This window comes from Micromonospora sp. NPDC049139, assembly GCF_055586845.1.
This window is the reverse complement of the sequence record NZ_JBVJHK010000022.1, coordinates 64,718-79,731: the sequence shown is the minus strand read 5'-3', so window position 1 is coordinate 79,731 and position 15,014 is coordinate 64,718. Positions and strand designations below refer to the sequence as shown.

Below are 15,014 nucleotides of genomic sequence, written 5' to 3'. Positions count from 1 at the left end.
CCGTCGGCGGCGGCGGGCGACCCGGGGAAGCCGGGGCACCCGCCCAAGGCCACCAGAGCGGTCAGAGTTCCTGCACCCAGTACCCGGTGACGTCCATCCAGCCGTTGCCAGCCGCGCCGTACTTTTCAACGCATGGAAGCCCTTTTCGGGGGTAGTCCCGAGGCATGAGGGCGAGTTTCCGGCTCGGCCGGATCGCGGGCGTGCCGGTCGGGGTCAACTGGAGCGTCCTGGTCATCTTCGTGCTGATCGCCTGGGCGCTGTCGGCCAACCAGTTCCCCCGGGCCTACCCGGACCGGCCCGTGATCGCGTACGTCCTCGCGGGGCTCGCCGCGGCGGTCGTCTTCTTCCTCGGCCTGCTCGCCCACGAGGTCTCCCACGCGATCGTCGCCAAGCGCAACGGGCTGGAGGTCGGCAGCATCACGCTGTGGCTCTTCGGCGGGGTGGCCGAGCTGCGCGGCGAGGCGCCCAACCCGGGCGCGGAGCTGCGCATCTCCGGCGTCGGCCCGCTGGTGAGCCTTCTGATCGGGTTCTTCTTCGGCGCGATCGCGGTGGTGCTCTCCCTGGCCGGGGTCGACGGGCTGCCGCTCGGCGCGCTGGCGTGGCTGGCCGGCATCAACGTGCTGCTGGCGGTCTTCAACGTGCTTCCCGCCGCCCCCCTGGACGGCGGGCGGCTGCTGCGCGCGGCGGTCTGGAAGGCGACCGGCGACCGGACGAAGGCGTCGGTCGTCGCCGCCCGGGCCGGCTGGGTGCTCGGCGCGCTGCTGATCGGCCTGGGGCTGTGGCAGTTCCTGGCCGGAGTCGGCTTCGGCGGGCTGTGGCTGGCCCTGATCGGCTGGTTCCTGATCGGCGCCGCCGGCATGGAGGAGCGGCAGGCCCGGATGGGCAGCGCGCTGCGGGGGATACACGTGGCCGACGTGATGACGCCGCAGCCGCAGACCGCGTCGGGGCAGATGACCGTGGCCGACTTCGTCGACCACTACCTCTTCGCGTACCGGCACACGGCGCTACCGCTGACCGAGGACGACCGGCCCGTCGGCCTGGTCACCCTCGACCGGGTCCGCGGCATCCCGGCGGACCGCCGGGCCGCCACCACGCTGGCCGAGGTGGCCTGCCGCGCCGACGAACTGGTGCTGGCGCGGCCGGAGGAGCCGCTCAACGACCTGCTGCCCCGGCTCAGCGAGTGCGCCGACGGGCGGGCGCTGGTGGTGACCGACGGACGGCTGGTCGGGATCGTCTCGCCGAGCGACATCAGCCGTGCGGTGCAGCGCGGCAGCCTGCGCGAGCAGATGGCCGGCCGACCCGGCGGCTGACCGGAGGAGGCGCCGGCCCGCATCTGAGGCCTGACCGAGGGCGTCGACGCCTGACCAACGGTGTCCGGGGCCGGTACCGACGGCGTCGGGGACGCTAGTCCCGGGGGAGGTAGCGGTCCAGCAGGTCGGTGCGGAACGTGCCGGCCGGGTCGAGCCGGCGCACCAGGTCGAGGAAGTCGGCGTACCGGGGCCAGGCCGCGGCGACCGCCGCCGGGGCGAGCCCGAAGACCTTGCCCCAGTGCGGGCGCGGCGCGAACGGCGCAAGCCGCTGCTCCACCGCCGTCACCACCGGCAACACCGCCGCCGGGTCGGCGATCCAGGTGAAGTGCACGGCGAGGCTGTCCCGCCCGTGGTTCGGGCTGAGCCAGAGCCCGTCGGCCGCCACCGCCCGCAGCTCGCAGACCTGGAGCACCGGCGCGATCAGGTGCGCGACCGGCGCCAACGCGGCCAGCACGGCCGCCCCCGCGCCGCGCGGTACGTGGTACTCCGACTGGAGTTCGTCGCCGCTGCTCGGGGTGAACCCGAGCTGGAAGTGCGGCAGCCGCTCGTGCCACGGCCCGGGCACGCCGAGCTGCGGGGTGCAGTGCTCCGCCGGCATGCCGGGCACCGGATGTCGCGGCGCGTCGGCCGCCGTCGTGCCCAGCCAGTCCGCCGGGGGCGGGGCGGCGTCCGCGCGCTGCTTCAGCCACACCTCCCGCAGCCGCGGCCCCCGGAAGTCGGTGAAGACGCTGACGCTGTACGCCGAGGCGAACGCCGCGTCCAGCGCTTCGGGGGGCAGGCCGAGGCGGACATACTGGCGCAGGTCGTACGCGGGCACCACGTCGAGGGTGAGCCGGGTGACCACGCCCAGCGCGCCGAGCGAGACGACCATCCCGGCGAACGTGTCCCCGTCCGCCGCCCGGTCGACGGTCAGCAGGTCGCCGTCGGCCGTCACCAGCTCCAGCCCGGCGACGGACGTGGCCAGGTTGCCGACCGTCTCGCCCGAGCCGTGGGTGCCGGTGGCCACCGCCCCGCCCACCGAGATGTGCGGCAGGGAGGCGAGGTTGGCCAGGGCGTACCCCCGCTCGTGCAGCCGGGCGGCAAGGTCCCCGTACCGCATGGCGGCCGGCACGGTGACGGTCTGGCGGTCCGGGTCCAGCGCGACGGTCGCGGGCATCCCGGCCAGCGAGACCAGGTCACCGGCGGTGTCCCCCAGCCGGTTGAAGGAGTGCCCGGTGCCGACCGCCCGGACGCGGTCGCTGCCCGCCACCAGCCGGCGCAGCTCGTCGAGCGACGACGGCCGGTGGCGCCGGCGGGCGGCGTAGCGGACGTTGCCCGCCCAGTTGGCGCCCGGCACCGCCCGGCCGGTCGTGCCGCCGGGCGGGGCGGCGTCGCCCCGGGGGCGCGGCGGGCCGTCCGTCCGGGCCGCCCCGGCGCCGTCGAGTTCCACGTCGATCTCCCTGCCCGTGGCCGTGGTCGTCGGGGTGCGTCGCCCGTGGACGGGTGCCCGTCGGTCGGCGACGGTTACCACCGCCGTCGTCGGGGAACCCTACGCCGATGAGCAGCTACCGCGACCCCGCCCCGCGGGGCGACGTGTCCCCCTCGCCGGAGGAGGTCGACCCGACCGGTACCGGGCCGGCCCCGTCGAGCGCGCCGCCGGCCGGGGCACACCCGGTGGGCACGACGCCCGGGCCCCGACCGACGCCCGCGCCCCCGCCCGCGCCGCACCCGGTGCCCCATCCAGGGCCGGCGCCCCGGGCCGGGCAGCCGGCCGCGCGGGCCTGACGGCCGCCGGACCGAGGCCGGTCCGAAGCCGCACGGCCCCGTATCGCCTGGACGGCTACCCGGACCGCCGGACGGCTAGCCGGATCGCCGCGCGGCTCAGAGCTGGGGCATCACCTCGGCCGCGACCAGCTCCAGGTGATCCAGGTCGGCCAGGTTGAGCACCTGGAGGTAGAGCCGCTCGCTGCCGGTCTCCGCGTACCGGCCGATCTTGTCGACGACCTCGGCGGGGGTGCCGGCCAGGCCGTTGGCGCGCAGCTCGTCGGGCTCCCGGCCGATGGCGGCGGCCCGCCGGGCCACCTCGGCGTCGTCCCGGCCGCAGCAGAGCACCAGCGCGTTGGACCAGCACAGCTCGGCCGGGTCCCGGCCGGCCTCCGCGCAGGCGTCCCGGACCCGCCCGAACTGGGCGGCCGAGTCCTCGACCGAGGCGAACGGCAGGTTGAACTCGTCGGCGTAGCGGGCGGCCAGGCGGGGCGTCCGCTTCGGGCCCATGCCGCCGAGCAGGATCGGCGGGCGCGGGTCCTGCACCGGCTTCGGCAGGGCCGGCGAGTCGCTGACCGGGTAGTACGTCCCGGCGAAGTCGAACGTCTTGCCCGGCGGCGTCGCCCAGAGCCCGGTGATGACGGCGAGCTGCTCCTCCAGCCGGTCGAAGCGCTCCCCGAGCGACGGGAAGGGGATCCCGTACGCGGTGTGCTCCTCGGCGTACCAGCCGGTGCCGATGCCCAGCTCGACCCGGCCGCCGCTCATCTGGTCGACCTGCGCCACCGTGATGGCCAGCGGGCCGGGCAGCCGGAAGGTGGCGGCGGTCATCAGCGTGCCCAGCCGGATCCGCCGGGTGTCCCGGGCCAGTCCGGCGAGGGTGGTCCACGCGTCCGTCGGGCCGGGGTCGCCGCTCACCGAGCCCATCTTCAGGTAGTGGTCGGAGCGGAAGAAGGCGCCGTAGCCGGCGTCCTCCGCGCAGCGGGCCACGGCGAGCAGGTCGTCGTAGGTCGCGCCCTGCTGGGGTTCGGTGAAGATCCGCAGTTCCATGGCCCGAGCATAGGGAGCCCGCCCGGCCCCCGCCGGAGCTCGCCCCGGTGGCCGCCGCGGGCTGGCACCTCTGCCTCGACGTCGCCGCGCACCTGCTCGACGGCGACCCGGTCGGCCGGTCCGGGGCGCGGAGGCGATGGAGTTCGGCTGGCCGGCCCTGCGCGACGCGTACGCCGCCCGCCTCGGCGGGGCTCAGAGCTGACCGAGGCCGGCCTGCCGGGCGCGCTGGATCGCCTGGCCCCGGTCGGCGACCTGGAGCTTCGTGAGCACGTTGGACAGGTGGTTGCGGACGGTCTTCGGGCTGAGCGTCAACCGCCGTGCGATCACCACGTTGCTCAGGCCCTGGGCGACGAGGTCGAGCACCTCGCGCTCCCGGTCGGTCAGCTCGGGGAACGGCACCGGGCCGGCCGCCCGGGCGCCGGCCAGGAAGCCCACCGCCCGGGCGGCGACCGCCGGGCCGAGCAGCACCTCGCCGTTGGCCACCGCCCGGACCGCCCGTTCCACCTCCCCCGGCGCGGCCCCCTTGAGCAGGTAGCCGCGGGCGCCGGCGCGCAGCGCCGCGAAGACGGAGTCGTCGTCGTCCAGCATGGTGACCACGAGCACCCCGATTCCGGGGTGCCGCCCGACGATCTCCCGGGTCGCCTCCACCCCGGACCGGCCGCCCAGATGCAGGTCCATGACCATGACGTCCGGGCGCAGGGTGTCGGCCACCCGCAGGGCCTCGTCGGCGTCTGCGGCCTCGCCGACCACCCGCAGGCCGGCGGTGCTCGCGAGCAGCGCGGTCATGCCGAGGCGGAAGACCGGATGGTCGTCCACCACCGCGACCCGGATCACCCCGCCGTCCGTCCCGGTCACCGCGCCACCGCCCGTCCCGGTCACCGGGCCACCCCCACCGTCCGGCCCACAGCCAGGCCACCCCCACCATCGGTCCCGGTCACGACGCCGCCCCGACCGTCCGGCCCACAGCCAGGTCGACGACCGTCCGGTCGCCGGGGCCCGGCGACGCCGCGCCGTCGGGCGTCGACACCACCGACGCTCGGCCTGGGTGCGACGGTGTCGTTGCTGGTCCTGCCTCGCGCGACGACACCGCGACGTGCGATGGGCTCGTCGGGCTCGTGCCGGCGGTGCCCGCGCCCTCCAGCGGCCGCGGCGCGCGGTCCGGGGGCCGCTCCGCCGGGGCGCGGGTGGGCACGGCGCACCGGTCGGCGGGCACCCGGACGGTGACCAGGGTGCCCCCGGCCGGCCCTGGGCCGACCGCGCACGTCCCGCCCACCCCCTCGGCCCGCTCGCGCATCGACAGCATGCCGACGCCGGGCGGTGCCCCCGGCGGGATCCCGGCCCCGTCGTCGGCGACGGTGAGCGTGAGGCCCGCCTCGTCCACGGTCAGCGCGATGCGGCAGGTCCGGGCGGCGGCGTGCCGGTGCGCGTTGCGCAGCGCCTCGGCCACGATGCCGTACACGGCGGTGGCCACCGGCTCGGGCAGCGGCAGCGGGTCCGCGTCGACCTCGACCAGGAGCGGCGCGCCGTCGTACCGCCGGGCCAGCTCGTGCACGGCCGGCACCAGGCCCCGCTCGCCGAGCACCGGCGGCAGCAGACCCCGGGCGAGGTCGCGGACCTGCTCGACGCTCTGGTCCATCTCGTCGCGCAGCCGGTCCAGCAGCCGGCCGGCCGCGTCCGGGTCGACGGCGAGCAGGTTCCGGGCGGCCTGCACGCCGAGCGCCACCCCGGCCAGCGCCGGCCCGAGGCCGTCGTGCAGGTCCCGGCGCAGCTTGCGCCGCTCGGAGTCGCGGGCCTCGGCCAGCCGGGCCCGGGACGCGGCCAGCGCGCCGCTGGTCGCGGCGAGGCTCGCCGCGGAGGAGACCAGCGGCACCAGGTCGAGCAGCGCGGCCCGGGTGCGCCCGTCCAGCCGCTCCCCCGCCCGGGCCCACGCGGTGAGCCGGCCCACCTCGCGCTCCCCCCGGCGCAGCGGCAGCACCAGCGGCGCGCCGGGCGGCCCGGCCGACTCGGCCCGCGCGGAGCAGCCCTCGGGCCCGTCCACCTCGATGGCGCAGGCGCCGAGGCGCAACAGGTCGGTCAGGCTGCGCGCCACCTCGGTGAGCACGTCGGCCGCGTCCCCGGTCGCGCTGATGCGGTGCCCGACGCGGCGCACCACGCGCAGCGGCTCGGCCGCCGCGCCGTGGATCAGCCTGTCCACCCGGCGCTGCACCCGGATCCGGCCCGGCTGCACGCCGATCGCGACCAGCGCCGTGACGAGCGCCCCGGGCACCGCCGGGGTGGCCGGCAGCAGCGCGTCCAGCACCGACACCCCCAGCACGTACGCGGCGACCAGCAGGAACGTCATGAGGAACCAGACCAGGGTGCGGCGGACGGCGATCTCGATGCCCCACAGCCGCTGCCGGAGCACCACCGCCAGCACGGCGGCCGGGAAGAACGCCTGCGAGGCGAGCATCGCGACGGGGGCCGCCTCGTCGGGCACCGGGCGGGCCCAGCCCTCGGGGAGGGCCACCGGCGCGAAGCTCAGGGCGAGCAGCAGCGTGCCGACGGCCAGCCAGCCCAGCCCCACGCGCTCGGCGGGCGCGCCCCGGCGACGGCGGGTGGCGACCCCGGCGGCGGTGAGCAGCCCGAGCGCGGGGACGGCCACCAGCAGGGCCGGCTGCACCCGCTCGATGAACTCCGCCCACCCGGCGCTGGCGATCGGCAGCGGCGCGCCCGACCCGCCCGCGTCCGGGCCGGGCCAGGTGAGCTGGAACGACACGTAGCCGGCGACGACCACGGCACCGGCCAGTACCGCCGCCCGGGCCGGCCGCGGCAGCCGCCCCTCCCGGACCAGCCAGGGCAGCACCACGATCAGCGAGAGCATCCCCGGTGCCCAGGCCCAGTGCCGGGCCGAGGTGAGCAGCACCGGGTCGGGCAGCCCGGGGTGCACCCCGAGCAGGTCGACGTACTGGGCGCTGAGCGCGGCGAACCCGCCGCCGAGCCCGGTGGCGGCGAGCAGCCAGGCGACCGGGTGGCCCCGGCGCAGCAGGATCAGCCAGGCCACCACGCCGTAGACGGCGCAGTCGGTGAAGTCGACCAGGAAGTAGAGCTGGGACAGCCCCCAGGGCCGGCGGGCGAGCACCCAGCAGACGGCGGTGGCGACGAAGAGCAGCGCACAGCCGACGAGGACGAGCCAGGCGGCGACCGGGTGCCGGCGGTCGCCGTGGGTCACCGCGGGCGGGGGCTGCTGGACCGACATGCCGAGAATCCTGGCAGTCGCGGGGCCGGTTGGTGATCCCCCGACGTTCCAGTGCGAATGTCGGTCCGGCGACAGTCGCCTGGAGTGCGGGCCGGTTCGCCCCGGCCGGGTGGACGTCGCGCGGCGCGGGATGTCCCGGGCATCCGGTGCCGGTGTCCCTGGCCCCCGGGTCGCCGACGGGTCCACCGTGGTGGGTGAGCCACGACGCGAGGAGGAAGCCATGGAGGAGCGGCACCGGGACCGGCTGGTCGGGGCGGTGGACGCGCTGGTCCCGGAGGTGTCCCGGCGGGCCGGGGAGATCGAGGCGGCACGGGCGCTCCCCGCCGACCTGCTCGACGCGCTCCGGGCTGCCGGCTGCTTCCGGATGTTCGTCCCCCGGAGCCACGGCGGGTACGAGGCGGACCTGCGCACCGGGCTGCGGGTGCTGGAGACGCTGGCGCGGGCGGACGGCTCGACGGGGTGGACGGTGATGATCGGCGCGGAGACGCCGCACCTGCTGGCGATGCTGCCGCGCGACCGGTTCGACAAGCTCTACGCCGACGGGCCGGACGTGGTCGTCGCGGGCGGCTTCGCCCCGCAGGGGCGGGCCGAGCTGGCCGACGGCGGCTTCCAGGTCACCGGCCGGTGGGCGTACGCGAGCGGTGCGCGGCACGCCGACTGGATCTTCGGCAACTGCGTGCTGACCGGGGACGGCGAGCCGCTGCCCGGGCCGGCGGGGGCGCCGCCGGAGGTGCGTTCGATGCTCTTCCCGGCCTCCCGGTTCACGGTGCACGACACGTGGCACGCGCTGGGCCTGCGCGGCACCGGCAGCCACGACGTCGAGGTGGCCTCCGCGTTCTGCCCGGCGGAGGAGAGCTTCGACCTGTTCACCGGCGCACCCTGTGTGCCGGGGCCGGGCTTCGTGGCCCCCCTGGTCCACTTCGTCCTGCACCTCGGCGCGGTGGCGGTCGGCATCGCGCAGGGCGCGCTGGACGACATGGTCGCGCTGCTCGACGGCGGCCGGCAGCGCCTCTACGCCCGGCAGTCGCTGGCCGACTCGCCCGCCTTCCGCCTCCAGCTCGGCCGCGCCGACCTCGACGTGCGAGCGGCGCGGGCGTTGCTGCGGGACCTCGCCGAGGACCTCTGGGCGGCGTGCGCCACGGACCCGGCGGCGGTCCCCGGGCTGCACCCCCGGATCTCCGCCGCCCTGCCGTGGGTGACCGAGCGGGCCGCCGCAGCGGTCGACACCTGCTACCGGGCGGCCGGCGGCGGGGCGGCCCGGGACTCGTCCCCGCTCCAGCGGCGGTTCCGGGACATCCACACCTTCAGTCAGCACGCGGCGGCGGCCGAGGGCTGGCTCGGCAACAACGGCGCCCGGGTGCTCGGCCGGCCGGTGGAGCTGGCCTACTGACGCCGAGGGCGGGGCCGGCCGTGTCGCCCGACCGGCCCACCTTCATCCCCCGGCGAGGCGCGACCGAACGCCCCGGACGCCGCCCGAGCGTTCCGGGACACCGCGCGGGGACCCGGACGCCGCGCGCCGAACCGCCGCGCGGCGGATCGGCAGCGCCGTCCCGGTCGGCGACGACGCGCACCGCACAGTTCCACGTCGACCGCAGTCGTCTGGCTGACGGAACGGCGGTCGGGTAGCGGACAGGACGCCGGCCACCTCGGCGTCGCACTGTTGTAGCAGGTGAGAGGCGTAAGGATGGCGGGCCACATCCCATTCCTCGGGTCCGGCGGGGACAGCACCGTCCCCGCCGACGCCGCCACCACCGAGCCCGGCCCCGCGACGGCCCCGGCGTAACGCAGCGCCGACCGGCCCGCGCACCGCGAGGCCGCGCTCCGGCAGCCACCGTCCCGGGCGCCAGGGCCGGTGCCGCCTCACCGACACCGACGTCACCACTCCGGCGGCCGTCGGGCCGCGCGCGGCGACCCCGAGCCGAGCGCGGTCGGCGAGTCGTACCCCGGACCGGTCCCGGCCGCGTCGTCGCGTGCCCGGCGGCCGGCCGTCGCCCGACCCCGATCCCCCCGCAGCCGGACCGGCCGTGACCACGCGCCGGAGCCGGCCCGGCGACCGAGCACGAGAGGAGCCGGCAATGGCCGCTCCCACCGCGACCGCATCCCTGAACGCCTCGACCTACTCGCCCGGCGACCAGATGACCCTGACGGTCACCTACGGCGACGCCGACACGAAGCCGGTGACCGTCACGATCGTGGTCACCGACGCGCAGGGCAACAGCAGCGCCCCGGTCAAGGTCACCGCCGTCATCGACCCGCTCACCGTCACCGTCACCGACGACTCCGGCCGCACCTGGACCCGGCTGTCGGACAACGGCTCGGTGGCCGTCTACCGGGCGGTGGCGTGATGCCCCGGGTCACCGTCACGGTGCGCGACAACGGCGGGCGCACCGCCACCGCCACCGCCGACTACACGATCGCCCCGCCGGTGCTGGGCGGCTACTACCTCTCCGGCGGCGCCGACCCGACGGCCGACATGGCCGGCGGGAACTTCCGCTCGCTGACCCAGTACCGCAGCCTCGCCGACGGCTACACCTTCCCCGGCTACCAGCGACCGTGGCTGATCACGCTGGGCAAAGCCGGCGTGCGGATGAACATGGTGCTGGAGCTGAAGCACTACGGCGCGCCCAACTTCGGGCCGCAGTCCTTCACCGTGGACGGCGTCACCTACACCGTCCCGGCGCCCGCGATGACCATCCAGCAGCGGCCCGGCACGACCTGGCCCCGGGCGTACGGCTACAGCCAGGTCCTCGCCGGGCACTGCGACGGCCTGCTCGCCCGTGCCCTGTCCCAGTACCGGACCATGGGGTTCGGGGTGAACATCCAGCTCGCCTCCGAACTGGACACCGACCACGAGTTCGGCACCACCGAGGCGGGTGTCAGCTACACCTGGGCCCAGTCGGACGCCCGGGCGGTGCAGGCGATGACGTACATCGTGGACTGGTTCAGGGCGCGGCAGCTTCCCGCCGGCACCACCTTCTCGGTAGGGGTGGGCGGCTTCGACCGGGGCTGCTACCAACGCACCCACCCCGAGGCGCTGATGGCGGAACTCGACTTCCTCCAGTGGAACGCCTACGCCACCAGCCCCACGCACACGGCGCTGGCCCGGTTCCGCCGGGCGAAGGACTGGGCGGTGGCCGACCTCGGCCCGGTCGCGCTCTCCCGGCCGGTGATCATCGCCGAGTGGGGCGTACGGGTGGCGGAAATCCCGGACCAGGCGGCCTGGATCGCCACCGTGCCGGCCGCGATCGCCCAGCTCAACGCCGAGCGGGGGCCCCGGATCGTGTGCACCAACTACTTCAACTCCGGCTGGGGCACGCTGTCGCCGAAGCCGGCGGGGCTGGCCGCGCTGCGGGCCGCGTACGCCACCCGGCCGTACGTCTGACCGGCCCGGCGGCGTCGGGTCCCCACCCGGCGCCGCCGTCGGCAGGTCAGCGGGGTGGCGGCCCGAGCAACCGGGTGAGGGCGGCGAGCAGCTCCGGCGTGGGCTCGCTGCCCCGGTGGTGCGCGCGGACGGCGCTGCGGCAGGGCGTGTGCCGGACCCAGAACTCGGCGGTGGCGCCGGTCGCGTCCGCCACGGTCACAATGTCGAACGCGGTCGGCGGCGGGTAGCCCGGCCAGTCGCCGCAGTCGCTGGCCGGCACCGACCGGGCGAAGGCCGCATTGAGCACCGGCCGGAGCGCGTCCGCCCCGTCCCGCCGGGTCTCCCGGCGCACCAGCCGGGCGTTCCCGCCGTCCACCTCGTACCGGCAGGCGGCCAACGCGACCAGCGGGGTCATCAGGACGGTGTCGTGCCAGGCCTGGTTGACCGCGATCCGGTCGGGTGGCCCGGGGTTCGAAGGGGTCAGCCGGACCCGGTCGACCGGCATGCTCGTCTGGCAGACGGGGGTGGCGACGGTGGCCGGGTCGGTGGCCGCGGCGAGCTGCGCCCGGTACCGGTCCAGGAACGCGCCGAACAGCCGGCGGTCCAGCCCCCGGCCGTGGCTGTCGGTGACCGCGACCGCGCAGTTGTCGTCGGTCCACACGGTCACCGGCGCCCGATCGGGGTAGCGCAGCACGTAGGCGGTCTCCGCGTACCGGCCCGCCATGGTGCACCGCAGCCCCGGGTCGGTCGGGTCGGCCACGCGGGGCCGCCCGTCCGGCCCGGTCTGCGTCGGTGGCATCGCGTTGAGCAGCCCGACGATCTCGTCGACCCCGACGGTGAGCACCCGGGGGCCGACGCGGTCCGCCGCCCGCGGCCCGCCACCGACCGGCACCTGGCAGGCGGTGACCTCCACCGCGCCCGCCGGCACCAGCGGCACGTCGTCGCCGTAGCGCACCGCCTCCAGATCCGGCCGACGGCGGATGTCGTCGGGGCAGGCGGCCGCGCCGACCAGCCCGTCGGTGGCGACCGGCGCCGGCCGGCGGCCGCCCCGGTCGCCGGCGAGGAACTGCGGCGCGCCGACCGTCAGCCCCACCGCCAGGACCAGGGCCGCCGCCGAGCCAGCGGCCAGCCGCCGCCGGCGCCGGCGGACCCGGGAGCCGACCGCCGCCAACCGGTCCGGCGGGGCCGCCAGCGGCGGTACGGCGTCGGCGAGCAGCCGCCGGACGTCGGAGTCGTCAGAACTCATGGCACGACCTCCCGATCGGTGAACAACCGCAGATCCGGGTCGGCGCGCAGGCTGCGCAAAGCGCGCGAGGACTGCACCTTGACCGTGTTGACCGAACAGCCCAGCACCTGCGCGGTCCGCTCCACGGACAGGTCCTCGACGTACCGCAGCACCACGATCGCCCGCTGCTGGCGGCTGAGCCGGGCCAGCGCGCGGCGCACCGCGTCCCGGTCGGCCGACTCGCCGGCCACGTCGCCGGTCCCGCACGTCTCCGGCGTCGTGGCGGCCGGCACCTCGCCCCGCCACCGCCGCCGCCACCAGGAGGCGTACGTGGTGAAGAGCGCCCGTCGCAGGTAAGCCTCGGGATGCCCACCGTGGACGATGCCGGGCCAGCGTCGCCAGGCGACCGCAAGCACGGTCTGGAGCAGGTCCTCCGCCCGGCCGGCGTCTCCGGTCAGCAGCCACGCCGAGCGCAGCAGGGCGCCGGACCGGGCCGCCACGAACTCGGCGAAGCCCTCCGGTGGCGGCGGGTGCGGGCTGTCGGACATGCGTACCTCCCGCCAGGTGAACGCGGTGGCCGCGCCGGGAGGTTAACGCGGGTCCGTGCCCTTCGTGGCGGCGGCCCGCACACCCGGTTGGTTGCGCATTCCCGGAACGGCCACCGGCGCCATCCGCGATTCCAGCCTGACCACCCTGGACGGCCGACCCCGCCGACCACCCGACATCACCTCCGCGTGCGGGGCGGATCGCGGAGCGTCCACCGGGCGGCGAGGGGATCGGGATCGGTCGTACAGTGTGCGGACCATTCGATCGAGGAGGGTCCCGTGACCCAGCCGCCACCGGTGCCGGGGTCCCCGGAGACCGCCGGGGGGCCCGCGAGCGCCGACGGTGAGAACCCCGGGCCCGCGACGCCGTACCTGCTCGTCATGCCGCCCGTCGACGGTGCGCCGCCCAGCATGGTGTGGCCCGGGGCGGAGGGCACGCCCGCCTGGGCGATCCCGGTCAGCATCCCGGCGGGCACGCGCGGGTACGCCGTGTTCATCCCGCTGGTGCCCGCCGCCGCCCCGACGCCGACGGGCACGGACACCGACCCGACCGCCACGGCCCCGACGTCGACGCCGACGGGCGCGGACACCGGCCCGGCCGCCACCGCCCCGACGCCGGCGGGCACGGACGCCCGCCCGCCCGCCGTGCCGCAGCGGCAGGCGGACGGGGAGGTCCGGCCGGCCGTCGTGCCGAGGCAGGCGGACCCGGGCACCCGACCGGCTCCGACGGCCGCCGCCGACGCGAAGGGCTCGCCGTCAGCCGTCGAGCCGGCGCCGGAGGCCCCGCGTGCGGCGACGGCGTCCTCCGCCGGAAACCCGTCGCCCTCCCCTGCCGGCCCGCCGCCCGCCGTCGCCACCCCGGCACCTGCGGCGGGCACGCCGCCCCAACCGGCCGCCGCGCCGGCACCCGTCGCCACACCCACGCCGGTCGCCGCCCCGCCATCGACCGCCGCCCCGCACCAGGCGCCGTACGGGACAGGTACGCCGGCCGCGTGGCCGGCGCCGTCCTGGGGCTACCAGCCGCCGCCGGTCCGGCCGTCGTTCCTCGAGACGCGGTGGCCGGGCCCGAAGGCGGCGCGGGACCGCTCCGTGCCGGCCGCCGTCCTCGCCGGGGCGCTGGGGCTGGCGTGCTTCGTGCCGCTGACCCGCACCGGCATCGGCTGGTTCCTGGGCTGGCTCACCCTGACCGTCGCGGTGGTCGTCGCGGTCCGCCGCACCGGCGCCGACCTGCCCCGCGCCGAGCGCTGGGTCCGCGCCGGCTGGGCGGGGGCCGCGCTGGCGCTGCTCTCGGTCCTGGCCTTCCGTAACGCCTGGTGGCTGGTGACGTTCTGCGTCCTCGGCGCGCTCGGCTGCGCGACCCTCGCGATCGTGGGCGGCCGGCTCGTACGCTCCATCCTGTTCAGCCTGGTGGCGGCGCCGTTCGCGGCGCTGCGGGGGCTGCCGTGGGTGGGCGGCCACCTCCAGGCCCCGGCGAGCCCCGGCCTGGCCCGTCGCGTCGTCGGGTCCGCCGCAGCCACGGTGGCCGCGCTGGTCGTCTTCGGCGCGCTCCTCTCGTCGGCCGACGGCGCCTTCTCCGTGGTGCTCGACGGGCTCATCCCCGAGGTCGACGCCGGCGCGAGGTTCGAGTGGCTCTTCCTCGCCGGCATCGGGGGGCTGAGCGCGGTCGCCGCCGTCTACACGCTGGCCGCACCTCCCGACCTGTCGACGGTGGACCGGCCCGGCACGCCCCGCCTCGGCGTCCTGGAGTGGGCACCGGTCATCACCGCGCTGACACTGCTGTTCGGCGGTTTCGTGGCGGTGCAGTTCACCGTCCTGTTCGGCGGCGAGCGGCACGTGCTGCGCACCGCGGGCCTCAGCTACGCCGAGTACGCGCGCAGCGGGTTCTGGCAGCTCGTCGTCGTCACGATGCTGACGCTGGCGGTGCTCGCCGGGGTGGCCCGGTGGGCACGGCGGGAGCGCCCGGTGGAGCGCCACCTGCTCCGGATCCTGCTCGGCCTGCTCAGCGCGTTCGGCTTCGTCATCGTGGTGTCGGCGCTGTCCCGGATGTACACGTACCAGAAGGTCTACAGCTTCACCGGGGAACGTCTCTTCGTGATGGCGTTCGAGCTGCTGCTCGGCACCGTCTTCCTGATGATTCTGGCGGCCGGGATCCGGTGGCGGGGAGCCTGGATCCCCCGGCTGACCGTGGCGCTCGCCGTGGCGATGCTGCTGAGCCTGGCCGTGCTCAACCCCGAGGACTACGCGGCGCGCCGCAACATCGCCCGCTACGAGCAGACGGGGAAGATCGACGCCTGGTACCTGCGGGCGCTCTCGGCCGACGCGACACCCGCCCTGTCCGGCCTGCCGGACCCGGTGCGCCGCTGCACCCTGAGCTGGATCGCGGGCGACCTGGAGGAGCCGGACCCCTGGTACGCCTGGAACCTGGGCCGGGTCCGGGCGCGCCAGGCGCTCGACCGGGTCGGGCCGGGCGCCGTCGGTGGCACGCGCGACTGCAAGGCCGCCGACCAGTTCGACCTGCCCAAGAGCCGCCGGTGACGGACCCGACGCC

11 protein-coding genes are annotated in these 15,014 nt (G+C 76.8%); 5 read left to right on the top strand and 6 right to left on the bottom strand.

Annotated elements, in window-relative coordinates; genetic code table 11:
- Positions 1-164 precede the first annotated feature (164 nt).
- Positions 165-1,310, top strand: coding sequence for a site-2 protease family protein (locus ACZ6Q9_RS28880; RefSeq protein WP_396829170.1), 1,146 nt, complete (start codon positions 165-167; stop codon positions 1,308-1,310).
- 94 nt (positions 1,311-1,404) lie between these two features.
- On the opposite strand, the gene ACZ6Q9_RS28875 is transcribed toward ACZ6Q9_RS28880, so the two are convergent.
- The 4 genes from ACZ6Q9_RS28875 to ACZ6Q9_RS28860 all read right to left on the bottom strand — a co-directional run bounded on the left by ACZ6Q9_RS28875 (position 1,405) and on the right by ACZ6Q9_RS28860 (position 7,335).
- Positions 1,405-2,646: an FAD-binding protein gene (locus ACZ6Q9_RS28875; protein ID WP_396829185.1), complete on the bottom strand. Its 1,242-nt coding sequence runs from the start codon at positions 2,644-2,646 to the stop codon at positions 1,405-1,407.
- Between the two features lie 524 nt (positions 2,647-3,170).
- Positions 3,171-4,100 carry an LLM class F420-dependent oxidoreductase gene (locus ACZ6Q9_RS28870; RefSeq protein ID WP_396829169.1) on the bottom strand — a complete coding sequence of 310 codons (930 nt, stop codon included), beginning with the start codon at positions 4,098-4,100 and terminating at the stop codon, positions 3,171-3,173.
- A 192-nt stretch (positions 4,101-4,292) separates the two neighbouring features.
- The gene (locus ACZ6Q9_RS28865; RefSeq protein ID WP_393263206.1) at positions 4,293-4,979 is read right to left on the bottom strand and encodes a response regulator; all 687 of its coding nucleotides are present in this window, start codon (positions 4,977-4,979) and stop codon (positions 4,293-4,295) included.
- Between the two features lie 55 nt (positions 4,980-5,034).
- Positions 5,035-7,335, bottom strand: a complete 2,301-nt coding sequence (locus ACZ6Q9_RS28860) for a sensor histidine kinase (RefSeq protein WP_396829168.1) — start codon at positions 7,333-7,335, stop codon at positions 5,035-5,037.
- Positions 7,336-7,555: 220 nt separating this feature from the next.
- On the opposite strand from ACZ6Q9_RS28860, the gene ACZ6Q9_RS28855 reads away from it, so the two are divergent.
- From ACZ6Q9_RS28855 to ACZ6Q9_RS28845, 3 genes are all read left to right on the top strand, one after another.
- Entirely contained in the window at positions 7,556-8,725 is a 1,170-nt protein-coding gene (locus ACZ6Q9_RS28855; protein WP_396829167.1) for an acyl-CoA dehydrogenase family protein, read from the top strand.
- Between the two features lie 685 nt (positions 8,726-9,410).
- Complete coding sequence (locus ACZ6Q9_RS28850) at positions 9,411-9,680, top strand: hypothetical protein (protein WP_350686327.1); 270 nt, start codon at positions 9,411-9,413, stop codon at positions 9,678-9,680.
- Positions 9,680-10,717 (top strand): hypothetical protein, encoded by a 1,038-nt coding sequence (locus ACZ6Q9_RS28845; RefSeq protein WP_396829166.1) that lies wholly within the window; start codon positions 9,680-9,682, stop codon positions 10,715-10,717. Before ACZ6Q9_RS28850 ends, ACZ6Q9_RS28845 begins: the two co-directional genes overlap by 1 nt.
- A gap of 46 nt (positions 10,718-10,763) precedes the next feature.
- On the opposite strand, the gene ACZ6Q9_RS28840 is transcribed toward ACZ6Q9_RS28845, so the two are convergent.
- Complete coding sequence (locus ACZ6Q9_RS28840) at positions 10,764-11,942, bottom strand: hypothetical protein (RefSeq protein ID WP_396829165.1); 1,179 nt, start codon at positions 11,940-11,942, stop codon at positions 10,764-10,766.
- Entirely contained in the window at positions 11,939-12,469 is a 531-nt protein-coding gene (locus ACZ6Q9_RS28835) for a SigE family RNA polymerase sigma factor (RefSeq protein WP_357450806.1), read from the bottom strand. The genes ACZ6Q9_RS28840 and ACZ6Q9_RS28835 overlap by 4 nt, the downstream gene beginning before the upstream one ends.
- 276 nt (positions 12,470-12,745) lie before the next feature.
- Here ACZ6Q9_RS28835 and ACZ6Q9_RS28830 point away from each other — a divergent pair, with 276 nt between their 5' ends.
- Positions 12,746-15,001 (top strand): DUF4153 domain-containing protein, encoded by a 2,256-nt coding sequence (locus ACZ6Q9_RS28830; RefSeq protein WP_393459507.1) that lies wholly within the window; start codon positions 12,746-12,748, stop codon positions 14,999-15,001.
- Positions 15,002-15,014: the final 13 nt, after the last annotated feature.